Annotated in this window: 22 protein-coding genes; 5 read left to right on the top strand and 17 right to left on the bottom strand. The window is 53.8% G+C overall.

Annotated elements, in window-relative coordinates; genetic code table 11:
- Window positions 1–10 precede the first annotated feature (10 nt).
- Both KDX31_17875 and KDX31_17870 read right to left on the bottom strand, forming a co-directional pair.
- Window positions 11–841, bottom strand: a complete 831-nt coding sequence (locus KDX31_17875; protein ID UTW03170.1) for an NAD-dependent protein deacetylase — start codon at window positions 839–841, stop codon at window positions 11–13.
- Between the two features lie 45 nt (window positions 842–886).
- Window positions 887–2221 (bottom strand): PLP-dependent aminotransferase family protein, encoded by a 1335-nt coding sequence (locus KDX31_17870; protein ID UTW05443.1) that lies wholly within the window; start codon window positions 2219–2221, stop codon window positions 887–889.
- 140 nt (window positions 2222–2361) lie between these two features.
- Between KDX31_17870 and KDX31_17865 the strand changes: the two genes are divergently transcribed.
- Window positions 2362–2979, top strand: a complete 618-nt coding sequence (locus KDX31_17865; protein ID UTW03169.1) for a DJ-1/PfpI family protein — start codon at window positions 2362–2364, stop codon at window positions 2977–2979.
- Between the two features lie 238 nt (window positions 2980–3217).
- Here KDX31_17865 and KDX31_17860 read toward each other — a convergent pair whose 3' ends face one another.
- From KDX31_17860 to KDX31_17840, 5 genes are all read right to left on the bottom strand, one after another.
- Window positions 3218–4234 carry an IS110 family transposase gene (locus KDX31_17860; GenBank protein ID UTW03168.1) on the bottom strand — a complete coding sequence of 339 codons (1017 nt, stop codon included), beginning with the start codon at window positions 4232–4234 and terminating at the stop codon, window positions 3218–3220.
- Between the two features lie 109 nt (window positions 4235–4343).
- Entirely contained in the window at window positions 4344–6521 is a 2178-nt protein-coding gene (locus KDX31_17855; GenBank protein ID UTW03167.1) for a malate synthase G, read from the bottom strand.
- Window positions 6522–6832: 311 nt separating this feature from the next.
- Entirely contained in the window at window positions 6833–7183 is a 351-nt protein-coding gene (locus tag KDX31_17850; protein UTW03166.1) for a hypothetical protein, read from the bottom strand.
- Window positions 7184–7208: 25 nt separating this feature from the next.
- Window positions 7209–7622: an acyl-CoA thioesterase gene (locus tag KDX31_17845; protein UTW03165.1), complete on the bottom strand. Its 414-nt coding sequence runs from the start codon at window positions 7620–7622 to the stop codon at window positions 7209–7211.
- A gap of 33 nt (window positions 7623–7655) precedes the next feature.
- The gene (locus KDX31_17840) at window positions 7656–10859 is read right to left on the bottom strand and encodes a mechanosensitive ion channel (protein ID UTW03164.1); all 3204 of its coding nucleotides are present in this window, start codon (window positions 10857–10859) and stop codon (window positions 7656–7658) included.
- Between the two features lie 145 nt (window positions 10860–11004).
- Between KDX31_17840 and KDX31_17835 the strand changes: the two genes are divergently transcribed.
- Window positions 11005–11958, top strand: a complete 954-nt coding sequence (locus tag KDX31_17835; GenBank protein ID UTW03163.1) for an alpha/beta hydrolase — start codon at window positions 11005–11007, stop codon at window positions 11956–11958.
- A gap of 91 nt (window positions 11959–12049) precedes the next feature.
- On the opposite strand, the gene serA is transcribed toward KDX31_17835, so the two are convergent.
- From serA to KDX31_17820, 3 genes are all read right to left on the bottom strand, one after another.
- On the bottom strand, window positions 12050–13282 hold the full coding sequence (serA, locus tag KDX31_17830) for a phosphoglycerate dehydrogenase (protein UTW03162.1): 1233 nt from the start codon (window positions 13280–13282) through the stop codon (window positions 12050–12052).
- Window positions 13283–13503: 221 nt separating this feature from the next.
- Window positions 13504–13785, bottom strand: coding sequence for a pyrimidine/purine nucleoside phosphorylase (locus KDX31_17825; protein ID UTW03161.1), 282 nt, complete (start codon window positions 13783–13785; stop codon window positions 13504–13506).
- A gap of 55 nt (window positions 13786–13840) precedes the next feature.
- A complete protein-coding gene (locus tag KDX31_17820; GenBank protein ID UTW03160.1) occupies window positions 13841–14740 on the bottom strand; it encodes a LysR family transcriptional regulator in 900 nt (299 codons plus the stop codon).
- 166 nt (window positions 14741–14906) lie between these two features.
- Here KDX31_17820 and KDX31_17815 point away from each other — a divergent pair, with 166 nt between their 5' ends.
- The 3 genes from KDX31_17815 to KDX31_17805 all read left to right on the top strand — a co-directional run bounded on the left by KDX31_17815 (window position 14907) and on the right by KDX31_17805 (window position 17272).
- Window positions 14907–16103 (top strand): MFS transporter, encoded by a 1197-nt coding sequence (locus KDX31_17815; GenBank protein ID UTW03159.1) that lies wholly within the window; start codon window positions 14907–14909, stop codon window positions 16101–16103.
- A gap of 75 nt (window positions 16104–16178) precedes the next feature.
- The gene (locus tag KDX31_17810; protein UTW03158.1) at window positions 16179–16841 is read left to right on the top strand and encodes a fumarylacetoacetate hydrolase family protein; all 663 of its coding nucleotides are present in this window, start codon (window positions 16179–16181) and stop codon (window positions 16839–16841) included.
- A 17-nt stretch (window positions 16842–16858) separates the two neighbouring features.
- Window positions 16859–17272: a CopD family protein gene (locus KDX31_17805; GenBank protein UTW03157.1), complete on the top strand. Its 414-nt coding sequence runs from the start codon at window positions 16859–16861 to the stop codon at window positions 17270–17272.
- A 92-nt stretch (window positions 17273–17364) separates the two neighbouring features.
- Here the strand turns inward: KDX31_17805 and KDX31_17800 are convergent, their stop codons facing one another.
- The 7 genes from KDX31_17800 to KDX31_17770 all read right to left on the bottom strand — a co-directional run bounded on the left by KDX31_17800 (window position 17365) and on the right by KDX31_17770 (window position 23722).
- Window positions 17365–17988: an SCP2 sterol-binding domain-containing protein gene (locus KDX31_17800; protein UTW03156.1), complete on the bottom strand. Its 624-nt coding sequence runs from the start codon at window positions 17986–17988 to the stop codon at window positions 17365–17367.
- 6 nt (window positions 17989–17994) lie between these two features.
- Complete coding sequence (gene ubiE, locus KDX31_17795) at window positions 17995–18756, bottom strand: bifunctional demethylmenaquinone methyltransferase/2-methoxy-6-polyprenyl-1,4-benzoquinol methylase UbiE (GenBank protein ID UTW03155.1); 762 nt, start codon at window positions 18754–18756, stop codon at window positions 17995–17997.
- Between the two features lie 141 nt (window positions 18757–18897).
- A complete protein-coding gene (locus tag KDX31_17790) occupies window positions 18898–19275 on the bottom strand; it encodes a DUF971 domain-containing protein (GenBank protein ID UTW03154.1) in 378 nt (125 codons plus the stop codon).
- Between the two features lie 58 nt (window positions 19276–19333).
- A complete protein-coding gene (hslU, locus tag KDX31_17785) occupies window positions 19334–20668 on the bottom strand; it encodes an ATP-dependent protease ATPase subunit HslU (protein ID UTW03153.1) in 1335 nt (444 codons plus the stop codon).
- Window positions 20669–20698: 30 nt separating this feature from the next.
- The gene (gene hslV / locus KDX31_17780) at window positions 20699–21232 is read right to left on the bottom strand and encodes an ATP-dependent protease subunit HslV (protein ID UTW03152.1); all 534 of its coding nucleotides are present in this window, start codon (window positions 21230–21232) and stop codon (window positions 20699–20701) included.
- A 101-nt stretch (window positions 21233–21333) separates the two neighbouring features.
- Window positions 21334–22023, bottom strand: coding sequence for an SPOR domain-containing protein (locus KDX31_17775; GenBank protein ID UTW03151.1), 690 nt, complete (start codon window positions 22021–22023; stop codon window positions 21334–21336).
- A 13-nt stretch (window positions 22024–22036) separates the two neighbouring features.
- Entirely contained in the window at window positions 22037–23722 is a 1686-nt protein-coding gene (locus KDX31_17770; GenBank protein ID UTW03150.1) for an arginine--tRNA ligase, read from the bottom strand.
- Window positions 23723–23831 lie beyond the last annotated feature (109 nt).

Below are 23831 nucleotides of genomic sequence, written 5' to 3'. Positions count from 1 at the left end.
CCGGTGAGCTTTACTCAGCGGTTAAAGGGGGCAGTGCGCGAGCGCCGGGCTGCAGAAAGGCGCTGATATCGCCATCCAGTTTCAGGCTGAGGAGTTCATCGGCCCGGGTTTTGCCGCGGGTAATCGCCGCAATAGGGATATTCAGTTGTGCTGCCTGTTTGCAGAAGCGGAAACCGGAGTACACCATCAGTGAGGAGCCGACCACCAGCAGCGCATCCGCTTGCCGGAGACTGTCCAGGGCGCTGAAGACCCGCTCTTTGGGGACATTATCGCCGAAGAAAACCACATTTGGCTTCAGCATGCCGCCACAGGCGGGACAGTCTGTCACCCTGAAGCGGCTGAAGTCGATGCCCTCCAGATCGGCATCACCGTCCGGCGCCGCCGTGGCCGTGTAGTGAGCGAAAGCGGGATTTTCATCGGCCATCTGTTGATGAATGCTGTTGCGCGCATGCAGCGCATGGCAATCCATGCAGATCACCTGATCTGAGCGGCCATGGAGATCGATCACCCGTTGCTGACCGGCCAGCTGATGTAGCCGGTCGACATTCTGAGTCACCAGTTGCTGGCAATAGCCTTTCTCTTCTAATCGCTGCAGGCTTGTATGCACGTCGTTGGGCCGGGCATTGGCCATCAGCGGCCAGCCGATCAGGCTGCGGGCCCAGAAACGCTGGCGGGTGGCGAGGCGGGTGATAAAGTCGCGATGTTGCACCGGCGGCTGGCGTTTCCACTGGCCATTATGATCCCGGTAATCGGGAATGCCGGATGCGGTGCTGCAGCCGGCGCCGGTGAGGATAAACAGCCGGGGGTGGCTGTGGATAAAGTCGATCAGTGCTTGTGTCATAGTGCCAGTGTAATCTTTCGCCCCGCGGAGGCCAACGGAAAAGCGTTAATACAGATAGTGCCCGACCACCTCGCGGACCTGGGTTAAGGCGGCTTGCAGGGTGTTCAGATCGACCGATCCCAGTGCCAGCCGGATGGCGTGCGGGGTATGCCCAGCGATGCAGAAAGGTTCGGCGGTGGACACCGAGATATTGGCTTTGATCAGTGTCATGACAACCTGATCGGCCCGGGCCTCCTCGGGAAGGCGCAGCCAGAGAAAGTAGGATGCCGGGTGAGCGACGTAATCCAGTCCGGCGAGTACCTCTCTGGCTATCGTCTGACGGGCCCGGGCATCCCTGCGTTTCTCCGTTTCCAGGCGGGCTACGGTGCCATCCTCAATCCAGCCACAGGCGATGGCGGTCATCAGGCCCGGCGTGTTCCAGGTGGTAGCGCGGATGGTGCGCTCGATCAGTGGCACCCAGCGATCGGGTGCAACGATAAAACCGATGCGCAAGCCGGTGGCAACACTTTTGGACAGTCCGGACACATAGACCGTCAGTTCGGGGGCCAGGGTGATTAAGGGGGGCGGGGGATTTTCGGCCAGAAAGGCATAGGCTGCATCTTCAATGATCAGCAGGTTGTGCCGACGGGCGATTGCGACCAGCTGCTGCCGCTGTCCTGCATCCATAACCCATCCCAGCGGGTTGTGTAGTGTGGGCATGGTGTAAACCGCTTTAATCCGTCGGGTGCGGCACAGTTGTTCCAGTGCCTGCAGGTCGGGACCCTCATCCTGAATGGCAACCGGCACCAGTTCCAGTCGATGTACCTCTGCCAGTGCTTTGAAGCCGGAATAGGTCAGCGCATCCACGGCAACCACATCTCCTGGATTGAGCAGCGACATCACCGAGGCCGCCAGACCCTGCTGCGCCCCGCTGACGATCAGTACATTGTCGGCATCGACGCTCAGCCCCCGGGCTTCTAGGTGGCGGGCAATCACGGATCGTTCATGCTTGCGTCCCCCATGAGGCTGATAATGCAGCAGAGCTTCAAGATCGCCGGATACTGCTATCTGTCGCAGGGCTTTGCGCAGCATCTCAGTCTGACCCGGCAGGGAAGGAGAGTTGAAGTTGAGATCGATCATCCCCTCTGTCGCCGGGGGCTGATCGATACCGTGGCCCAGCGGCACAGCGGTTTCTCTGACAAAGGTTCCGCGGCCGGTTTCGCCGCTGACCAGCCCCATCCGTTCCAGCTCTGCATACACCCGGGTTGCGGTGACCAGCGCCAGTCCTTCCCGCATCGCGAGCTGCCGGTGTGTCGGCAACTGAGTTCCCGGAGGCAGGGTGCCTGAACGAATTTCGTGGGCAAACTTATCCACCAGATGTTTATAACGTGCGCGGGGCATCTTCAGATGTATCCATGACAATTTTTTTATTGTCATGAATTTAGTCCATACAATGGGACTAAGCAACTGACCTGATGGGTGTCTTCTCAGCCATGGGTGCAGTTATTTTTTAAGATTTTATGATTGCATAAGGTGGCACGATGCATATTGCTATTCTGACCTTTGATGGCTTCAATGAGCTGGATTCCCTGATCGCTCTGGGGCTTCTGAATCGGGTAAAACGATCGGACTGGCGGGTATCCATCGCCAGTCCCACGGCGCGGGTCGAGTCGATGAATGGGCTGGTCTTAGAGCGCCATATCCCGCTTAGCGAGGCGAACAATGCCGATGTCGTACTGATTGGCAGCGGTATGAAAACCCGTGCGGTGGTGGCCGATGACACCATTATGTCGCAGCTTCAGTTAGACCCGCAGCGGCAGTTAATCGGTGCGCAGTGCTCCGGTGCATTGTTGCTGGCGCAGTTGGGACTGCTCAATGGTGTGCCCGCCTGCACCGATTTGACCACGGCACCCTGGGTGCGGGAAGCCGGTGTTGAGGTTCTGAATCAGGCCTTTTTCGCCCGGGATAATGTCGCCAGTGCCGGTGGTTGTCTGGCATCGCAGTATCTGGCCTGCTGGGTACTGGCCCGACTAGAAGGCGTCACGGTGGCACAGGAGACGATGCATTATGTTGCGCCGGTGGGCGAGAAAGACAGCTACGTCGAGCGGATGATGGCGAATGTTGCTCCCTATCTGAGCGCTCAGCAGGGCCCTGCTTGAGGCACAAAAATGTATGGTTCCCCTCATGATTGCAACACAGATTTGTGATCATGAGGTGGTTTTGCGCTAATGTATTCGGAGTCTTTAATTAGGAATGTTTCATTCCTGCTCCACGATGAGCATCCGCGCCAGATAGCCCTTAAAAAACCGACAGCTTATAACAGCTGTTTTTTGTGACAGGTTTACTACCCGGACGGTCAACCCTTTTCATCATCACGCTCTGTTATTGCAAACCTGATTAAACCTGCTGTGACTGGTAAGGCTCATTCTTGCTTAAAACAGCATACGCTATTCGTGACAGCTTGTTTGCCAGAGCAATACAGACCGTATTAAATGATTTACTTGCTCTCAGCTTTCTTAGCCAGTCATACATCGGCCCCCGATAGTTATCCAATCGTGATAGGATCGCTCTGGCTCCGTGCACTAATAAGCATCTAAGGCGTTTATTTCCACGCTTACTAATACCTAATAACTTCGACCTCCCTCCTGTCGAATATTGCCGCGGCACCAACCCTAACCAAGCAGCCATTTCTCGACCGCTTTTAAACTGATGAGCATTGCCCACTTCTGCTGCTAATTGGCTTGCAGTCATATCACCAATACCAGGAACGGTTTTTAGTAGCTGGCAACGACTGCTTTGCTTAACCTGCCTAACGATTTTTATATCTTGTTCGGCTATTTGCTCATTTAAGTAGCGGTAGTGATCATGCATCACTTGAAGCTCACCTATGATGGCTGGGCATAGTGTAACTTTTTGTGTGCTTAGCCATGAAAACAGCTTTTTCATCGCTGAGTGACCACGTGGAAGGGATAAACCGAATTCCAATAACAGCGCGCCAATACGTGACATACAAGCTGTGCGCTCCGCTACGAAGCCTTCACGTACTCGATGTACGACTACCTGACTTTGTGCGTCAACTGACTTCACTGCGACAAACCGCATATCCGGACGACCTGCCGCCTCAGTAATCGCTTGCGCATCAATGAAGTCGTTTTTATTACCTTTAACAAAAGGTTTAACATATTGAGGCGGGATTAATCGGACGTCGTGACCATAACTCATGCAGAGACGGCCTAACCAGTGCGCGCCACCGCATGCTTCAAACGCAATAATGCATGGCGGTAGTTGTGCTATAAAAGTAATGAGCTGATGACGAGAGAGTTTCTTTTTGCAGACTTGCTTATCGTGAGAATCACGACCAATTAAATGAAAAGAAGACTTGCCTAAATCGATTCCAAGGACTTTGATAGACATGAGATGGTTCTCCTTGTTGGTTTCGTCGCCTTTCCAGCATAGCTGGTTAAAAGCGAGGGGAACCATCTCATTAAACCGCGCCGGGCGCGGTTTTTTTAAGGCTTAAAGCTTAACTGGCAAATTTAGCCTTGGCTTCAAGGCGGCGGCGATGCAGAACCGGTTCGGTATAGCCGTTTGGCTGAACGCGTCCCTGAATCACCAGTTCCAGAGCTGCCTGGAAGGCGACACTGTCGTCGAAGTCGGGCGCCATCGGACGGTACAGGGGATCGCCAGCATTCTGCTGGTCAACCACCGCAGCCATCCGCTGCATTGTTTCCATCACTTGCGCTTCAGAGCAGATACCGTGGTGCAGCCAGTTAGCGATATGCTGGCTGGAGATCCGCAGGGTTGCACGGTCTTCCATCAGGCCGACATTATTGATGTCAGGCACTTTAGAACAGCCCACGCCCTGATCGACCCAGCGAACCACGTAACCCAGGATACCCTGGGCATTGTTGTCCAGCTCGTTCTGAATCTCTTCGGCAGACCAGTTTGGATCAGTGGCAACCGGAACGGTCAGAATGTCGTCCAGATTCGCGCGAGGACGGCTCTTCAGCTCATCCTGACGGGCGAATACATCCACCTTATGATAGTGCAGTGCGTGCAGTGCGGCAGCCGTTGGCGAGGGTACCCAGGCGGTATTGGCACCGGATAGCGGATGACCGATCTTGGCGTCGAGCATGTTGGCCATCTGATCCGGGATCGCCCACATACCCTTACCGATCTGGGCGCGGCCCTGCAGGCCACAGGCCAGACCGTTATCAACGTTCCAGTCTTCGTAAGCGCCGATCCAGGCAGCGGCTTTCATTTCGCCCTTGCGAATCATCGGGCCCGCTTCCATGGAGGTGTGGATCTCGTCGCCGGTGCGATCAAGGAAGCCGGTGTTGATAAACACCACCCGCTCTTTGGCGGCGCGGATACACTCTTTCAGGTTGACGGTGGTACGGCGTTCTTCATCCATGATGCCCATTTTCAGGGTGAAGCGTTCCAGCCCCAGAGCGTCTTCGATACGGCCGAACAGTTCGTTAGCGAAGGCTACCTCTTCCGGTCCGTGCATCTTCGGTTTAACGATATACATAGAGCCGGTGGTGGTGTTGCTGAACTGACCGTTACCTTTGACATCGTGGATTGAGATCAGGCTGGTGATCATGCCGTCGAGGATACCCTCAGGGATCTCATTCCCCTCTTTGTCCAGAATGGCATTGTTGGTCATCAGGTGACCCACGTTGCGGACAAACATCAGGCTGCGGCCCTTGAGGCTTACTTCAGCGCCATCGACACCGGTATATTTACGGTCAGGGTTCATGCGGCGGGTGAAGGTTTTGCCGCCTTTGCTCACCTCTTCAGTCAGGTCGCCCTTCATCAGCCCGAGCCAGTTTTTATAGGCGATGACTTTATCTTCAGCATCCACCGCCGCGACTGAATCTTCGCAGTCCATAATCGCTGTCAGCGCCGCTTCAACGATAATGTCGCTGATACCGGCGGCATCGGTTGAACCGATCTGGCTGCTGCGGTCGACTTTAACGTCCAGATGCAGGCCGTTATGTTTCAGCAGGATTGAGTTGGGTGATTCTGCATCGCCGTTATAGCCGATCAGCTGCGACGGATCCTGCAGGCCGGTTTCGCTGCCGTTGGTCAGCGTGACAGTCAGTTTGCCATCAGTAATGCTGTAGCGGACGGAGTCTTTATGGCAGGCATCCGCCAGCGGGGCAGCTTCGTTGAGCACATTGCGGGCGAATTCGATAACCTTAGCGCCACGCACCGGGTTGTAGCCTGCGGTAATCTCCGCGCCATCGGTTGTAGCGATCGCATCGGTGCCATACAGGGCATCATACAGGCTGCCCCAGCGGGCATTGGCGGCATTCAGTGCGAAACGGGCGTTCATCACCGGTACAACCAGCTGCGGACCCGCCATGGTGGCCATTTCCGGATCAACATTGCTGGTAGTGGCAGAGAAGTCTTCACCTTCGGGGAGCAGATATCCGATCTCCTGAAGGAATGATTTATACGCGGCAAAATCAAAGCCGTCAGCACGGTTTTGGCGATGCCAGCTATCGATCTGTTCCTGAATAGCATCACGCTTTGCCAGCAACGTGCGGTTTTTCGGCGCTAGATCATGCACGATAGCGTCCAGACCTGACCAGAACTGCTCTTCGGTCACGCCGGTGCCCGGAAGTACCTGCTGGGTAACAAAGTTGTAGAGAGCTTCAGCAACCTGCAGGCCGCCCGTTTGTATCCGTTGACTCATAATTTACTGCCTCATTGTAATCGTCCCGTATCCGGCGCGAGGCAACCGGACCAGGTCTTTTTTGTATGCCGCAATAGCCGTGGCTCCTATCAGCGCTGCAGCTATTGTGGCTTGTGCGTTGCAACAATATCGCACTTTACAAACGCTGTCGCCCCTGAGCAATGCTAAAGTATGAAGCTTATACCCTGTTTGAGGCAGGTATTCATTTCACATTGTGGAATGTGGCTGAAAGGCATTGCCGCGGGTGATTGGCAGACACAAAAAAGCTGCCGGAGGGCAGCTCTTTGAGTGAAAACGTTGTGTTGTAACGCTCAGAACAGCCAGCTGGTGGGTTCAGGCAAGGGACGCTGTTTCTCCAGAGCGCTGAGACCCTTGACGCAGCGGATGATAAACCAGATCAGATTGAACAACAGGATCAGATAGCCGATCAGAAGCATGGTGGTGATCAGACCGATAACGGTGTAGAGCAGGCCCAGCCAGAAGGTCCGGATCTGCCACTGGTAGTGGGTTTTCAGCCAGTCGGGGGCATCGGCTTTATACACATAGGCCATGATCAGTCCGACGATACCGGTGACACCTACAATCAGGCTGACCAGATAGAGGATGTAGACAACTTTGGCATTGCTGCCATTACTCTTTTGCACTTCAATTACTTCACTCATTCGCGTTTAGCTCCTTGTTACGGTTTTATGAGATAGCGGTACGAATCGTCTCTGGCAGGGGCACGGAGCGACCCGTCTGATGATCCATCCAGACCACTTTTGAATAACCCTCACTGCAAAGCTGATCGGGATTATCGGTGGTGCTCAGTTCATACCAGACCATGAAGCTGCTACGGCCGATCTCTCCGACATAGCTTTTTATTATCATCGTGGCGGGATAACTGACCGGCCTCAGGAAGGTGCAGCCAACATTGATAATCACCGGATCGGTGCCGTTGCCGCTCATCGCGGCGCCGATATCCGCCAGAAACTGAACCCGGGCTTCTTCCAGATAGCGCATATAGAGGGCGTTATTGACATGTCCGTAGGCATCCATATCCCCCCAGCGCACCGCGATCTGGCACTGATGCAGTAGTTTTCGGTTCAGGTGTTCACTCATGCCTTAATTCCTCTCATCCCTGTAAAAACGTGCTTATTCTTTATCATTTTTGTCGGAACGCTCATCGCTGTCATTGCTGCGCAGATGCAGGTCCATCTGCGGGAATGCGATCTCGATATTGTGCGCCCGGAACAGCCGGTCAATCGCGCCGTGAAGTTCATGCAGTGCCTGGTTGCGTTTATCCATCGCGCTGATATGAGCGCGTAGTTCAAAGTCCAGTGTACTGTTTCCGAATGCCAGGAAAAAGGCCTGAGGCGATGGCTCTGTCAGGACATTTTCATTTTCCTCGGCCACCTGCAGCAATAGTTTTGTCACCAGCTCGGTATCGGATCCATAAGCGACCCCGACGGGGATCACGATGCGGGTGATTGCGTCGGTCAGTGACCAGTTGATCAACTGGTCCGTGATGAAGGTTTTATTGGGGATGATCACCTCCTTGCGGTCCCAGTCGGTGATAGTGGTCGCCCGGATATGGATCCGGTTGACAGTGCCGGTGACGCCGCCAATGGTGACGGTATCGCCGATACGCACCGGTTTTTCAAACAGGATAATCAGGCCGGAGACAAAGTTAGCGACGATCTCCTGTAACCCGAAACCCAGACCGACGCCCAGAGCCGCAACCAGCCACTGCAGCTTGCCCCACTCCAGTCCGAGAAAGTTAAGAAAACTGATCAGACCGATGATATAGAGGCTGTACTTCAGCAGGGTAGAGACCGCAAAGCTGGTGCCGGGGGGCAGTGGCAGATAGTTCAGTACCAGCAACTCTAAAAGCCCGGGGAGGTTGCGTGCGGCGATAAACGTCACACTCAGGGCGGCCAGCGCAAAAATAATCTGTTTGAGCGTGATGTAATTGAGGACCCCGTTTTCGCTGCTGCCGGTGCTCCAGAGTGTCACCGAATCGAGCACTTCCAGAGCCGGGAGTGTCCAGCCGAGGGTGAACCATGCCAGCGTGAGAAAGGTCAGGGCAGTGACCGTTTTCAGCAGCATATTGCCCTGCTCTGAAATGGTTTGCAGATCGATAAAGTTTTCATTCAGGGGTGGTGGTGTCTCTTTATGCTCCTCGCGGGCGGAAAGAATCTCGGCCCGGCGCGCCAGGGTTTGGGTAAACTGCAGTTTACGTTCCTCTATCAGCAGCCATCGACGCCCCAGATGGAAGATCAGATAGGCCAGAATGCCGATACAGATCAACAGGAACATCAGCCCGATCAGGATACTGGCAGAGAGCATGTAGCCCCACAGAATCAGCCCGGCCATCGCGACATTAAAGGCGATGATAGCGCCGATCCAGATATTGATATTGCCCCACGAATGATCGTCATCAGCCGCTTTCTGCTGTCGCGGGGCGGCGCGCCACAGACTGATCCAGAACAGCGTAAAACCGATAGTAATGGCCAGCAGGATTAAGCGGGTCGGGCCGGCAATAATGGTTTCATTGGTACTCAGGTCTAGCAGAAACAGCAAGGCGATCAGTGGCGAGTTGATCCAGAATAACCAGCGCAGCCGTTTTCGCAGCGTTGCGGTGGCATGTTCCGGCAGACTGAACTGTCCCTGCAGTAAGCCGTCTGGTTGTTGCAGCCATTGCATCACCGTCAGGTAGATCCAGCTGATCGAGGCAATAACATAGAGCAGATTTCTGACCGATGTTTCATCGCCATCCAGTTGTCGGCCCAGCAGATAGAGAAACAGGGGGATTGGCAGCGCGACTAACGGGCAATACAACAGTGGCCGGAGGGTGTGGCTGATGTGGTCCTGACTGACATTGCCGATCTGCTTACGCCAGCGGGGCTGGCGCTTCCTCAGGTATCGCTGGCAGAATAGCGCCAGCGGCAGGGCGATCAGAAACAGCCAGAATGGGATTGCTATTATGTCGGCCAGCATCGTTGAGTAAGGTCTGAGCAGAGCAGGTAACTCTTGGTTCAGAACGATCACGCCGCTCATAATCTGCGCCGGCCATCTGGCGGATACCGGCTCGGTGCTGGGTAGCCAGAGCAGGTGTTTATTAAACAGTGTCCGGCTATCGGCAACCTGGGCGTTAAATTGTTCCTGAACCAGCAATAACTGTGACAGTTCACTGATCAGCTTCTGTTGCAGCGAGCGCTGCTCGGAGATCAGCTCAGTCAGGCTCTGATTCAGTTGACTCAGTTTTGTTTTCTGCGGTTCTGTCAGAGCTGTGGTTTTCGCCGGTGATGGCGGCTGGCTCAGGGTCAGCTGGCTCAGACGCAACTCTTTAAGCCGGTTCCTGGTATTGTCTGATTTCAGGGGTTTTGGCAGTTGCTGAATATGTTTTCTAATCTCTGAACCGGTATAGCCGATACCCAGTTCCAGTTGTAACTGTATCGCCTGGTATGTCTGCTGAATAATCTGCAACTGTTGTTCCAGTTGCTTGCGCCGCTGTGCGGTTTGTTCTGCTTCAGCGAGTTCCTGGCGGATGATATCGGCGGTTTCATAGTTGCGGCTGAGGGTTTGCTGCAGCACCGGGTTGGTGTCCGTCGCGGCGGATTCGAACTGACTGAGGGTTTCTTCTGCGGACATACGGTCCTGTTGTTGCAGATGTTCTTCGGCTTTGTTGATCCAGTCCTGGTGGTTTTGAATCTGCGTTTGCAGGTTTTGCAGATTCAGCGAGGCCAGTTCTGTCCGGCCGGGCAGGGCGAGAATCTCAAGTTCGGTGACCTCAATAGCGGACTCAATCGCCATTTGCTGATACTGGCGGGCTTGCTCCCGGGCTTTTTGCCGTTCGGGGGTTGGTGCAGTAGCGGTGGCGGGCTGTGTCAGGTTGTTGAGTTGTTGTTGCAGGGCGGCCAGTTCTTCCCGCTTGCTGAGCAATAGCTTATTACTGTCGCGGATGGTACGTTGCAGTTCATCCCGATACTGTTCCAGATCGATCAGGCGTGCCTTAGCCTTCACCAGCAGGGGTTGTAGCTCTCTTTCCGCGGGAAAGGTTTGTGGCAGGTCTGAATCGGGTTGCGGCGCATGGCTGCGGGCCAGGTCGAGTTGTTGCGGCTGGGCTTCAATTTCAAGCCGCAGTTTCCGCGCCTGCTGACGCTGACTGATGAGCTCCTGAAGGTGGTTTATGGCTTGCTGATAGGCTTCTCTGGTGGGATTTTCCTGATCGTTTTCAAACTGTTGCAGCTGCTCCTCAAGGCGCGTCAGATCGGCAGTGAGATCGGCAGTGAGATCGGGTGTTGCAGCCAAGCCTTGCAGGCTGAAAAGAATAATGAAAACAAATAGCAATCGCATAGATCGTGCCTTGAGGTGATGGGGTTTACTATATACGCCAATTGACCCGGTACAAGGAATAAGTTGTAAATCTGGCCTAAATTATAAGACAGGGTCGCGCTTTTTGATGATCAGACTGGACGGCGCACTTAAGGAATCCGTAATTATGCAGATGTTAGATGCCAAATGCTTACGCGACACGCTTCCGGTATATAACCATGAGGATGGTGTGAGTGGTAGCGAGATGCTGGAGGAGTATCTTAACTGTTATCAGTTAAACCCTATTCTTCATGCCGGGCATAAGCTTTTTGCCACCCGGCAAACGGTTCTGGGGTGTACCCTGTTTGTTCAGCATTACTGTTGCCGGGATGAAAGCCGGGGAACCGTGGTGGTTCTGCATGGCTATTTTGATCACAGCGGGCTGTACGGTCATCTGATCTCATATCTGCTGGAGATCGGTTGGGATGTACTGATCTTTGACCTGCCGGGGCATGGGTTGTCTCAGGGGCAGCCCCTCTCGATTGACTGTTTCACCACCTATGCCAGACAGCTGACCGAGCTGCTTAACAGTCGTCAGGACCGCTTAAAGGCGCCCTGGGCCATGCTGGGACAGAGTACTGGCGCGGCAATATTGATGGAGCAGCAACTACAGTTTGGCTATCGCGACTGGCCAGTTCAGCATCAGTTGTTTCTGGCTCCCCTGGTGCGTCCTTGTGGCTGGCAAGAGATCGCCAGTAAGTATCGCTGGCTGAGGTTTCTGCTGCGTTCGGTGCCCAGAACGTATGGCCCCAGTTCAGGGGATCAGAGTTTTCTGGATTTTGTGCGCTATCAGGATCCGTTACAGCATCAACGGATTCCGGTGCGCTGGATCGGTGCGATGTTGCGCTGGATTGCTGAGGTGGAACAATCCGGCAGTTTACCGACTCAGCCGCTGTGTATTCAGGGGGTTGACGATGACACGGTGGAGTGGCGGCACAACCTCGGGGTGATCGGACGACTCTATCCGGGCCTTGAAATTAAACTGTTACAGAAAGCCCGGCACCACCTGGTCAATGAGGAGGCGAGCATACGGTTGCAGGTGTTTAATCTGATTGAGCAGAAGATTAATCCGTCGAACTGAACCCGTCCGCGTAATAAAACCTGACAATAAAATCGAGCAATAAAAAAGGCAGCTCCCGAAGGAAACCGCCTTTTTCATAACACTTTCTGTATCAGAACAGTCGACGGCAGCGAATCGTGCCCTTAACCTGTTTCAGTTTTTCCAGTGCAACCTCGGATGTATCAGCATCGACATCGATAACCACATAACCTACGTTCTCATTGGTCTGCAGATACTGGCCGGAGATGTTGATGTTGTTCTCAGAAAAGACGCTGTTGATGGAGCTCATCACGCCAGGGACGTTTTCGTGAACATGCAGCAGACGGTGAACGTCCGGATGCTCTGGCAGAGCCACTTCAGGAAAGTTAACGGAGGAAATTGAGGAGCCGTTATCACTGTACTTGATCAGTTTTTCGGCGACTTCGTAGCCAATGTTTTCCTGCGCTTCCAGCGTTGATCCGCCAACGTGAGGTGTCAGGATTACATTGTCGAATTCGCGCAGTGGCGAGATAAACTCATCATTATTGGAGCGCGGCTCAACCGGGAACACATCAATCGCAGCCCCCAGCAGGCGTTTTTCAGCCAGTGCTTTGCACAGCTCATCGATGACCACGACGGTGCCGCGGGCGGCGTTAAGGAAGATCGAGTCCTGCTTCATCTCAGCGAACTGAGCCGCTCCCATCATATCTTTGGTGGCAGGTGTTTCAGGCACATGCAGCGAGACAATATCACAGGTGTTCAGCAACTCTTTCAGTGAACCCAGTTGAGTGGCGTTACCCAGTGGCAGTTTGGTGATGGTGTCATAGAAGAAAACATTCATACCCAGGGACTCAGCAATAACGCTCAGCTGTGAGCCGATGCTGCCGTAACCCACGATCCCCAGCTTCTTGCCACGAATTTCGTAAGAGCTTTTGGCCGATTTCTGCCATTCTCCCCGATGCGCCTTGGCATTTTTTTCGGCTACGCCACGTAGCAGGAGAATCGCTTCGGCTATCACCAGCTCAGCAACGGAACGGGTGTTGGAGTAGGGCGCGTTGAATACCGCAACACCGCGCATGGTCGCCGCAGTGAGGTTCACCTGGTTGGTACCGATACAGAAACAGCCTACCGCAATCAGCTTGTCCGCCGCTTCAAAAACCTCTTCGGTCAGCTGGGTACGGGAGCGAAGGCCGATAAAGTGAACGTCTTTGACGCGCTCAAGCAGTTCTTCTTCTGGCAGTGAGCCGGTGTGGTATTCGATGTTGGTGTAACCGTGCGCATTCAGGGTATCCAGTGCAGACTGGTGCACGCCCTCCAGCAGCAGAATCTTGATCTTGCTTTTTTCCAGAGAGGTATTTTGGCTCATGGTATGGATCTCTTTTTAATGTGGAAATGTCCCGTGTGTGGCAGGCATCGCCGGATTAGCCGGTAAAAGAAAGGGCGCTATGTTAACACAGTGTCAGGGGAAAAGGGGTGGCCCCAATAGGGGGATTTGGTGGATTTTTATTCACTTGAAGATGAATCCAAATCAACTATTGAAAACAATGAGTGATTTGGATTCATGTTTTGGGCGGCTAAAGTGCTGAATCAGCTATAGATACAGATGTATGCCGTCGGCTGAGCAACCTGCAGCTGGAATGTCTGATTGGCTGCAACCCGGAACTCCGTGCCGGTTGGGAACGCCTGCCACTCGTCACTGCCGGGCAATTTGACAACCAGTTCACCACTGACAACTTTCATCAGTTCGTTTTCAGAGGTGCCGAATTCATATTCTCCAGCGGCCATAACACCGGAAGTTACTTTGCCTTCCGCATTTTCAAAGCCGATAGATTTTACCGCACCATCAAAGTATTCGTTTACGGTCAGCATGGTATTATTACTCCTATAAATGGGAGCGCTATAGTAGATAGCTTTGCCGAAATTGTCACCTGTTTGACGCATTTGGAGGCGTTGCCGCTGAGTGTTCAAGCAGATAGTCGACAAAGGCCTTGTTGGCCCGGGAAAGGTAACTCTGCCGACGCCAGGCGATGCTCAGATTAAACAGTAGCGGCTCGTCAAAAGGGATCCCGATCAGGTCGCGGGCATCATCGATGGCCGGTTTGAGCAGGGCTGAGATGCCAAACCCGTGCCGGACGACCGATTGAATCAGCGGAATCAGGTTGGTCTCAAAGGATATCTTCGGGGTCACGTGATAGTCTTTGGCCAGTTGTTCGGTGACCTGCCGGTGGAAAAACCCCTCTTTAAACAATACCAGCTCTTCATCCAGAAACGCCTGGTAGCTGACACTGGTTTTGCGCGCGAACGGATGGTCCGGACTGACACAGACGAGGGTTTCCACCTGCATCAGGTGAACCCGTTCAAGTTCATCCGTTTCACCGCCATCGACGACAATTCCGATATCCAGATCCCCCTTTTCGATCAGCCGGCGGATATGCGTAGTGCCCCCTTCGACGACCGATAGCTGCAGTGCCGGAAAGCTGTGGCGAAACCCCATTAACAGTTCGGGCAGATAGTAGGACCCCAGCATACTGGGAATACCCACCCGGACCTGGCCGCGGGTCAGACCGGTCAGTTCCTGCATTTCCAGCTCAGCATCGGCAACGGCCTGAAGAATCTTGTCGGCATGCAGCAGCAGCCGCTCCCCCTCATCCGTCAGGGTGATGCGGCGCTCATTGCGATGGAACAGGGTCAGCCCTAACTCATTTTCCAGCCGCTTAACCGACATGCTGACAGCGGGCTGCGCCAGGTGGAGCTGTTCCGCTGCCCGGGTGAAATTGGCTTCCCGGGCAACCATCTGGAAGCAACGTAGAGAACGGATATCCATTGGTTTACCTGTTATCTGATCTGTCTGAAAAGTGTCGATTACGCTCAGTGAGCAACCTATTGTCTGACATATCATCACAATAATTTATTAATATCATCATTTTTATATATTTCTGTGATTTTTGGTTGGCTGATACGCTTACAGCATCTAATCGGAGAGCGCTGTAATGATCGAATCGGGTAGCAAACAGTTCTGGCGGGCAACCCTTGCTCTGTGCATCGGCTCGTTTATGATTTTTGCCAATGTCTATGTCACTCAGCCAATACTGCCTCAGTTACAGCAGGAGTTTTCACTCACGACGCTGGAAGTGAGCTGGTCTTTTACCGTGACCACTTTGACGCTGGGGCTTTCATTGCTCTTTTATGGCCCGCTGTCAGACGCGGTCGGGCGCCGCTCGCTGATGCTGGTGAGTATGGCCGGTGTGTGTCTCTGTACACTGCTGCTGTCCCGGGCGGAGAGCTTTACGGCACTGGTGCTGCTGCGGGGTCTGCAAGGCGTATTCCTGGGCGGGCTGCCGGCTATTGCGATCGCTTATATGGGGGATGAATATTCCCGTAAGGCGCTGTTGCTGGCGGTCGGGCTCTATATCAGCGGCAACTCTCTGGGCGGGATATCAGGTCGTCTGATTGGCGGTTTTATCGGCGACTGGCTCGGCTGGGCGGATCTGTTTCTGGTGATGGGGCTGGTCAGCTGTGTTTGTCTGCTGCTGTTCTGGTGGCTGTTGCCAGCATCCCGGCAGTTCTCACCGCAAGTCCTTAATCTGTCGGCGATGGGGTCCCGCTTACGGGATCATCTGACAAACCCGTTATTGTTGCTGGTGTATCTGGTGGGTGGGCTGAATTTCTTTATTTTTATCAATCAGTACAGTTATATCACCTTTGTCTTGTCTGATGCCCCCTACCATCTGAGTCCGGTCTGGATTGGATTGTTGTTTCTGACCTATCTGACGGGGACTGTCGGCTCGACATTGTCGGGCCGTATAGCTCAGCAAATTGGCCAGCTGAACTGTATTAAGCTGGGCATCGTGATCCTTATCGCGGGTAGCCTGCTAACCCTGAGCAGCGCCTTGCCGCTGATTGTGACGGGCTTTTTTATCAACAGTTTCGGTTTCTTCTTCGCCCACTCCAGCGCCAGTAGCTGGGTCAGCCATCAGGCGACCCATGCCCGGGCCAGCGCATCCTCTCTCTACCTGGTGTTCTATTATCTGGGGGCCAGTTGTGGCGGTTTTTATCTTGATCCCTTCTGGCAGTGGCTGGGCTGGGAGGGCGTTGTGCTGGGCTCGGTGATGGTTCTGCTGGTGACTCTGAGTCTGACGCTGGCATTGAGCTCGCTGAACGCCAGGGGTATGATCAGAGCCCATTAAACGAAGAACATAACCGGGTCTGTAAGCCGCTTTGCAGGCCCCGTTGCAGGCGCTCAACCGGTATGGAGCATTATCATGCAGTATAAACATCAGTATGTAGACGGAACTGAAGCTAACTTTCCCGTGGGTAAGGTTGTTTGCGTCGGACGTAACTATGCCGACCATGCTGCGGAACTGAATAACCCGGTTCCGACGACGCCGATGCTGTTCATCAAGCCCTCAACCGCTATTGTGCCACTGGCTGAATCGTTTGAGGTACCGGTGGATTTTGGTTCGGTTCATTTTGAGACAGAGATGGCGATCCTGATTGGCCGGACACTTAAAAATGCTACCCATGCCGAGGTTAGCGAAGCGATTGTCGGGGTGGGTATCGCCCTCGACCTGACGCTGCGTGATCTGCAGAGCAAGCTGAAACAACAGCAGCATCCCTGGGAGAAATCTAAAGGGTTCGATGGTTCTTGCCCGCTGTCGGCCTTTCTGGAACCGGTCGCGGTGGGTGATCTGCAGGATCAGCAGATTCGTCTGACGGTGAACGGCCAGATTCGCCAAAATGGCAACAGTAGCCATATGCTGAACAAGGTTTACCCCCTGATCGCCTATATGAGCCATTATTTTACCCTGTTACCGGGCGATGTGGTGCTTACCGGAACCCCTGCGGGAGTCGGTGCGGTTAATCCTGGCGACAAGCTGTTAGTCGAATTAGGTGATCAGCTGCGAATAGAGACTCAGGCTGTCTGAGCACACGGAGTGTAACGATGTTGTGGGTTAAGGTGTTTCATATTTTGGCAATGACCAGTTGGATGGCGGGTATCTTCTATCTGCCGCGTATTTTTGTGCACTATGTTGAGGGCCGTGAAGCGGGACAGGAGGTTGCCCGGCTGGAGATTATGGCCGGTAAGCTGTTCGGTTTTATGTCAATTATGGCGCTGTTTACGCTGGGCTTCGGGTTATGGCTGTGGATGGGCTTCGGTATCTCAGGTGCCTGGTTACATGCCAAACTGCTATTTGTTGGCTTGCTGATCGGTTACCACGTCTGGTGTTTCGTCTATCTTAGAAAACTGCGAGCCGGTACGCTGGATAACAGCGGGCGTTACTTCCGTTTATTCAATGAGTTGCCGCTGCTGATCTTTATACCGATTCTGGTGTTGGTGGTGGTAAAACCATTTTAACGGGCTTGCTTTATGGGCTTTCTTTATGGAAGGGGCATTAACAGCAGGGTGCGTGTCGGTTGGGTGTTTTTTATGAGGACCTGACTGAAGCGTTAGCTTTTGAGTTGCCGACGCAGCCGTTCAATCCGCGCCTCTGCCCGTTCGGTTTCCTGACGCAGACTATCCACTTCAGTGTAAAAGCGCTTAAGTTGCGGCTGGCTTGGCAGCAGCTGCAGCTCTTCTTTCAGATACTCTTCCAGATTCTGTACCAGGCTGTGGCCAGCCTGCAGATAAAACCTGGTTTTCCATTTCAGCAGTCGGGCCAGCTCATGGGCAGGCAGGTCGCCCACCGTTTGCGCCAGAATGCCCTCCCAGTCCAGTGCTGCATCAATCATCACCTGACTAAAGCGCGTTGCCAGAGCACTGTCGCCCGAGAGCTTAATGGTTTTGCCAAACATCGCCTGGCTGTTGTCTGTGGCGCTTAACAGCTGGAAAAAGTCTGCGGCTGTCCCAGTCAGTGTGACGTCTGCATCGTCACGCGCTATCTGGTCTATCTGCAGGCCTGAAGCGCTGGGTTGCAGCGACAGAGAAATGGCCGGGGAGGTCAGCTGAATAGCAATGACTTTGCCGTCCAGCTGGCCGAGCCGGTCAACGGTTTCCGGACTGGCAAGCAGTAACCGGTTAATCGTACTTTCTGCGAGGGTCAGCAATGTTGCGTTGATCGTCTCGATAGTCATGGCGGGTCAGGGTTTGATCCCGGTATGCAGGGCGACAACGCCGCCGGTCATATTCTGGTACTTACACTGGGTCAGACCCGCTTCTTCCATCATCCTTTTCAGGGTTTCCTGATCCGGGTGCATACGGATAGACTCGGCCAGATAGCGGTAGCTATCCTCGTCGCCAGCGATCAGTTTGCCGATTTTAGGCAGCAGATTGAAGGAGTAGATATCGTAGGCTTTGGTCAGTAGCGGGTTTTCTGTCTTGGAAAACTCCAGCACCATCACTTTACCGCCGGGCTTGAGTACCCGCGCCATCGATGCCAGCGCTTTCTCTTTAAAGGTGACATTGCGCAGGCCAAAAGCGATGGTGATGCAGTCGAAGGTGTTGTCAGGAAATGGCAGTGCTTCAGCGTTGGCCTGAACAAATTCGACGTTGCCGGTGATACCGCGATCCATCAGCCGGTCACGACCAACCCTGAGCATGGAATCATTGATATCCGCCAGAACAACTTTGCCCTCAGAACCTACCAGTCGGGAGAAACGCATCGTCAGATCGCCGGTGCCGCCGGCAATATCCAGTACCTTATGGCCACGACGGACACCGCTCTGTTCGATAGTCAGGCGTTTCCAGATGCGGTGGATACCCCCGGACATCAGGTCGTTCATGATGTCATACTTGCTGGCAACCGAGTGAAAAACGTCGGCAACTTTTGCCTGCTTTTCATCGACTTTGACCTGTTCGAAGCCGAAGTGGGTCTTGTCCTGAGATTCTTTCTGGTCAGTCATAGAAAACCTGTAATCTGCATAATTCGCGTTGCCGCATTCTACCTTTGCCACAGGCAATTGTCTTTATTCTTCCGTCATCAACTGATCTGGATAAATAAAAAGCCGGATTCTGCGACCCATGATGTGTAAGGGTTGCAGTGTTTAGCCTTTGGCGATCATATTGCCGTGCCGGGTGGCGCCGGCTTCTGCCAGGGCTGCGAGATAACGGTTCCAGTAGCTATCGTGATGCTGGCACAGGTCGTAGAGATAGTCCCAGGTGTACAGGCCGCTGTCATGGCCATCATCAAAGATGATTTTGAGTGCATAGTTACCCGCAGGCTCAAGCCCTTTTATGCCGACCAGTTGCTTGCCCGTCTGCAGCACACCGTTACCTCTGCCATGGCCACGAACCTCGGCGGATGGTGAGTGAACCCGCAAAAATTCCGCGGTCAGTTCAAAGCGTTCCTGATCACTGTATTCCAGTTCAAGGGTTCTGGACTTGATGTGCAATCTGATATCTATGGGAAGTGGTGCAGCCATAACAGCCTCCGGTGACGGAGCCTTGTGGCTCCGTCTGACTGGGATTAAAGGGTTGGGTCTACAGTATATAGTGGCTCAGGTCTTCATCCTGGCTCAGCTCTGCCAGATACTGATCAACATAAGCACGGTCGACATTGATGCTCTGACCTGCGTTGTCGGCCGCCGTGAAGGAGATCTCTTCCAGCAGTCGTTCCATCATGGTATGCAGGCGACGGGCACCGATGTTCTCAGTTTTTTCATTCACCTGGTACGCCAGTTCTGCAATCCGGTCGATACCATCCTGAGTATACTCAACGGTGACACCCTCAGTTGCCAGTAACGCCCGATACTGCTCTGTCAGTGAGGCATTCGGCTCGGTCAGGATGCGGCGGAAATCATCCGGCGTCAGTGCTTTCAGCTCAACCCGGATTGGCAAACGACCCTGTAGTTCGGGAATCAGGTCGGATGGCTTGGACAGATGGAACGCGCCGGATGCAATAAACAGAATATGGTCTGTTTTGATCATGCCGTACTTAGTGGACACGGTGCTGCCTTCGATCAGTGGCAGCAGATCCCGTTGTACCCCTTCCCGGGAGACATCCGCCCCGGTGCCTTCGCGTTTGCACACCTTATCGATCTCGTCGAGGAAGACGATACCGTTCTGCTCAACCGCATCGATTGCCATCTGCTTCAGGTCATCATCGTTCACCATCTTGGCGGCTTCTTCGTCGATCACCTGTTTCAGAGCATCTTTAACCTTCATTCGCTTGCTCTTGGTTTTGCTGTTGCCCAGGTTCGAGAACATGCTCTGCAGCTGGCTGGTCATCTCCTCCATGCCTGGGGGAGCCATGATCTCGACACCGACCGGCGTCTGACTCAGGTCGATATCGATCTCTTTATCGTCCAGTTTACCCTCGCGTAGCTGTTTACGCAGCAGTTGTCGGGTGGCGCTGTCAGGCTTATGCCCGGTTGGCTGCTCATCTACACTGGTCGGGCGGACGGGAGGTAACAGAGCGTCAAGAATGCGTTCTTCTGCGGAATCCTCGGCCCGGAATTTGACTTTATCCATCGCCTGCTCACGCAGCATTTTGATCGCCATATCCATCAGGTCGCGGATAATCGTTTCTACATCGCGGCCTACATAACCGACCTCGGTAAACTTGGTGGCTTCAATCTTAATAAAGGGCGCGTTAGCCAGTTTTGCCAGGCGCCGGGCGATCTCAGTTTTACCGACACCGGTGGGGCCGATCATGAGGATATTCTTCGGTGATACTTCGGCGCGCAGCTCAGGCTCCAGCTGCATGCGGCGCCAGCGGTTTCGCAAAGCGATCGCTACAGAACGTTTAGCATCGGCCTGACCGACGATGTGCCGGTCGAGTTCGGAAACAATTTCGCGGGGTGTCATATTGGACATCAGTAGTTCTCTCTGGCTGTTCTCGGAGGCTCAGGCTGCGGTGGACTGCAGCTGCTCAATGGTCAGGTTGGCGTTGGTAAAGACACAGATGTCGGCAGCGATCAGCAGACTCTTTTCAACAACTTCGCGGGCCGGAAGATCGGTATTGGCGACCAGTGCCCGGGCTGCGGCCAGGGCATAGTTACCACCGGAGCCGATGGCGATGACTCCATCTTCGGGTTCAATGATGTCGCCACTACCGGAAATAAGGTAGGTTTTATCTTTGTTGGCAACCAGCATCAGTGCTTCCAGCTTTCGCAGCACCCGGTCACCGCGCCACTCCCGCGCCAGGCTAACCACGGCATTGAATATATTGCCCTGATGTTTCTCCAGTTGCTGCTCAAACAGATCCAGCAGGGTGATCGCGTCAGCGGTGCTGCCGGCAAAGCCGGTGATAACATCGTGCTTTGGCAGGCGGCGGACTTTGCGGGCGGTGCCTTTCATTACGGTGTTGCCAAGTGAAACCTGGCCGTCACCGCCGACAACGACCTGGTCGTCGCGACGTACAGAAACAATTGTGGTCATGGGTGCGTTTTCCCGAATAGCTATACTCAATTCTCAATGAGTATAGATATGGGAGCGCAGAGCGTTATTTCAAGGTTATGAATATCCGATGACGCAGGGATTTAGTCGATCTGTCGTACTAATGGCTGAATTCTCATCCTGACGAGACGGTCTTCGGCTTTACTCAGCATTGAACGGTTGTCGAATGGGCCGGACAGTACCTGATACCAGATGCTGCCATTGCTATTAGTCACCCGATGAGTTTTGACATTGGGCAGGCCTTCCAGAATAAGGCGTGCCCGCAGCTGCTCCGCATCGGTATGATTCTTGAAAGAACCGGCCTGAATGATATAAGTATGCGCTGATTTTGCATCTTTAGGTGTCGATTTATAGGGTTCGACATTGGCAGTATCAACTTCGCTTTCAGGCAGGATCTGATAGAAATCAAACCGTTCAGACTGTTCCTCGACCGGTATTGCCGGTTCAGCTGTCGGCTGGGTTGCTTTTGATGCTGCGGGCTTTGTTTCAGGTGCGGTTTTAGCCGTCGGTTTGGAGGCCTTTGCCGTACTCTCTTTAGTGGTTTTGGCGGTTTTGGTCGCTGCTGGTTGTGAGGTATCGCTGTTATCGGGCCTGACCGAAGTTAGCTGCCACAGGAGAAAGCCGAAGCCGATTAACACCGTCAGGCTGATAACCGAACGTATCAGCGGAAACGGTTGTTTTGCCGGCGCGCTTTTCGCCCTCGAATTGCTTCGCGTCGCCCGGCTTGCTGCCGTGCCGCTGTTGCGTTTCTTTGCGTAATCTTTGCGCGCCATCGGTTTAGCCTTCTTACATCAGGTCGGGAGCATTGACACCCAGCAGGTCCAGCCCGTTTGCCAGCACGTGTCTGACTGCAACCGCAAGGGTCAGGCGGGCGTTGCGCAGATCGGTGTCTTCAACCAGAGTTTTCTCTGAGTTGTAATAGGTATGGAAATCGCTGGCCAGTTCATAGAGATAGGTCGCGATCAGGTGAGGCTCGCGCACATCGGCTGCCCGCTTTACCACTTCCGGATAACGTCCCAGCTTGATGGTCAGGCGTTTCTCTGACTCGAGATCCAGACGTCCGAGAGCGTCCTGTCCGGTTGTCTCATCCCACTGCTGGTTGTTTTCTGCCAGTTTGCGGAAGATTGAGCAAACCCGCGCATGGGCATACTGAATATAGTAAACCGGGTTATCGGCTGACTCGGAACGCGCCAGATCGATATCAAAATTCAGATGGCTGTCTGATTTACGTGCCGCCAGGAAGAAACGGGTGGCATCGCGGCCGACCTCGTCGATCAGGTCGCGCAGAGTCAGGTAGCTGCCAGCTCGTTTGGATATTTTTACCTCTTCGCCGCCACGCATAACCGTTGCCATCTGGTGCAGTACATAATCTGGCCAGCCTTTGGGAATGCCGGCATCGAGTGCCTGCAGGCCCGCGCGGACACGGGTGATGGTGCTGTGGTGATCGGCGCCCTGTTCGTTGATGACGGTGTCGAAGCCGCGCTGCCATTTATTCATATGGTAGGCAACGTCGGGCACGAAGTAGGTATAACCGCCATCGGTTTTGCGCATTACGCGATCTTTGTCATCACCAAAATCGGTGGTGCGCAGCCACAGGGCGCCACCCTCTTCGTAGGTGTAACCATTTTTAATCAGTGTCTGTACGGTTTCCTCTACCTTGCCTTCGGTATAGAGAGACGACTCCAGAAAATAGACATCGAAGTCGACGCCAAAGGCTTTCAGGTCAAGATCCTGTTCATGGCGCAGATATGCCACCGCAAAATGGCGAATCGCTTCAAGGTCATCCGCATCTTTAGTACCGGTGAAGCTCTGGTCTTCAGAGGTCACGGTATCGCCGCGCATAAAACTTTCGGCCAGATCGGTAATATAACCGCCACGGTAACCATCTTCCGGCCAGCTTGGATCTTCCGGTGTCAGGCCTTTGCAGCGGGCCTGAACCGAGAGCGCCAGGTTATTGATCTGTTGGCCGGCGTCGTTGTAATAGAACTCGCGGGTCACTTCCCAGCCCGTTGCTTCCATCAGGCGACTGAGGCAGTCGCCTACCGCAGCGCCACGACCGTGACCGATATGCAGGGGGCCGGTCGGGTTGGCTGAAACAAACTCAATCTGAACCTTTTTTCCCGCGCCATCGTTGTTGCGACCGTAGGTGTTCTTGTGTTGCAGAATGGTTTTGATCAGGTTGCCGGTTGAGGCATCGCTGACAAAGAAGTTAATGAACCCGGGGCCGGCAATCTCGGTTTTTTCGACATTATCGGAGGCTGGCAGTGCGGCACAGATCTTTTGTGACAGCTCCCGCGGGTTGCATTTGGCAGCCTTAGCCAGCGTCAGAGCGATGTTGGATGCAAAGTCCCCATGAGACTTGTCGCGGGTGTTCTCTACCATGATTGTGGGCTGAGTGTCGGCGGGCAGGGTGCCTTCGTCCATCAGCGAGGTCAGGGCAGTACTAATCAGGTCCGCAATATGTTGTTTCATGCTCAAAAGATACCGGGTTAAATTCAGGAGCCAGATGCAACGACGCAGCGTTATCGGTTAGAAATATAAAAAAATACTCATAAAAACTAAGCCAGCTGCGCGGTTGTCT

It is taken from the genome of Amphritea atlantica, assembly GCA_024397875.1.
GTDB lineage: Bacteria > Pseudomonadota > Gammaproteobacteria > Pseudomonadales > Balneatricaceae > Amphritea > Amphritea atlantica_B.
Note: the sequence above shows the minus strand (reverse complement) of the source record. Positions and strands in the feature narration are given on the sequence as shown.

What these genes read in the sequence shown, in the direction of transcription:
- KDX31_17875 (UTW03170.1), bottom strand. Translation starts at nt 841, where the DNA reads ATGACACAAGCACTGATCGACTTTATCCACAGCCACCCCCGGCTGTTT.
- KDX31_17870 (UTW05443.1), bottom strand. Translation starts at nt 2,221, where the DNA reads ATGCCCCGCGCACGTTATAAACATCTGGTGGATAAGTTTGCCCACGAA.
- KDX31_17865 (UTW03169.1), top strand. Translation starts at nt 2,362, where the DNA reads ATGCATATTGCTATTCTGACCTTTGATGGCTTCAATGAGCTGGATTCC.
- KDX31_17860 (UTW03168.1), bottom strand. Translation starts at nt 4,234, where the DNA reads ATGTCTATCAAAGTCCTTGGAATCGATTTAGGCAAGTCTTCTTTTCAT.
- KDX31_17855 (UTW03167.1), bottom strand. Translation starts at nt 6,521, where the DNA reads ATGAGTCAACGGATACAAACGGGCGGCCTGCAGGTTGCTGAAGCTCTC.
- KDX31_17850 (UTW03166.1), bottom strand. Translation starts at nt 7,183, where the DNA reads ATGAGTGAAGTAATTGAAGTGCAAAAGAGTAATGGCAGCAATGCCAAA.
- KDX31_17845 (UTW03165.1), bottom strand. Translation starts at nt 7,622, where the DNA reads ATGAGTGAACACCTGAACCGAAAACTACTGCATCAGTGCCAGATCGCG.
- KDX31_17840 (UTW03164.1), bottom strand. Translation starts at nt 10,859, where the DNA reads ATGCGATTGCTATTTGTTTTCATTATTCTTTTCAGCCTGCAAGGCTTG.
- KDX31_17835 (UTW03163.1), top strand. Translation starts at nt 11,005, where the DNA reads ATGCAGATGTTAGATGCCAAATGCTTACGCGACACGCTTCCGGTATAT.
- serA (UTW03162.1), bottom strand. Translation starts at nt 13,282, where the DNA reads ATGAGCCAAAATACCTCTCTGGAAAAAAGCAAGATCAAGATTCTGCTG.
- KDX31_17825 (UTW03161.1), bottom strand. Translation starts at nt 13,785, where the DNA reads ATGCTGACCGTAAACGAATACTTTGATGGTGCGGTAAAATCTATCGGC.
- KDX31_17820 (UTW03160.1), bottom strand. Translation starts at nt 14,740, where the DNA reads ATGGATATCCGTTCTCTACGTTGCTTCCAGATGGTTGCCCGGGAAGCC.
- KDX31_17815 (UTW03159.1), top strand. Translation starts at nt 14,907, where the DNA reads ATGATCGAATCGGGTAGCAAACAGTTCTGGCGGGCAACCCTTGCTCTG.
- KDX31_17810 (UTW03158.1), top strand. Translation starts at nt 16,179, where the DNA reads ATGCAGTATAAACATCAGTATGTAGACGGAACTGAAGCTAACTTTCCC.
- KDX31_17805 (UTW03157.1), top strand. Translation starts at nt 16,859, where the DNA reads ATGTTGTGGGTTAAGGTGTTTCATATTTTGGCAATGACCAGTTGGATG.
- KDX31_17800 (UTW03156.1), bottom strand. Translation starts at nt 17,988, where the DNA reads ATGACTATCGAGACGATCAACGCAACATTGCTGACCCTCGCAGAAAGT.
- ubiE (UTW03155.1), bottom strand. Translation starts at nt 18,756, where the DNA reads ATGACTGACCAGAAAGAATCTCAGGACAAGACCCACTTCGGCTTCGAA.
- KDX31_17790 (UTW03154.1), bottom strand. Translation starts at nt 19,275, where the DNA reads ATGGCTGCACCACTTCCCATAGATATCAGATTGCACATCAAGTCCAGA.
- hslU (UTW03153.1), bottom strand. Translation starts at nt 20,668, where the DNA reads ATGTCCAATATGACACCCCGCGAAATTGTTTCCGAACTCGACCGGCAC.
- hslV (UTW03152.1), bottom strand. Translation starts at nt 21,232, where the DNA reads ATGACCACAATTGTTTCTGTACGTCGCGACGACCAGGTCGTTGTCGGC.
- KDX31_17775 (UTW03151.1), bottom strand. Translation starts at nt 22,023, where the DNA reads ATGGCGCGCAAAGATTACGCAAAGAAACGCAACAGCGGCACGGCAGCA.
- KDX31_17770 (UTW03150.1), bottom strand. Translation starts at nt 23,722, where the DNA reads ATGAAACAACATATTGCGGACCTGATTAGTACTGCCCTGACCTCGCTG.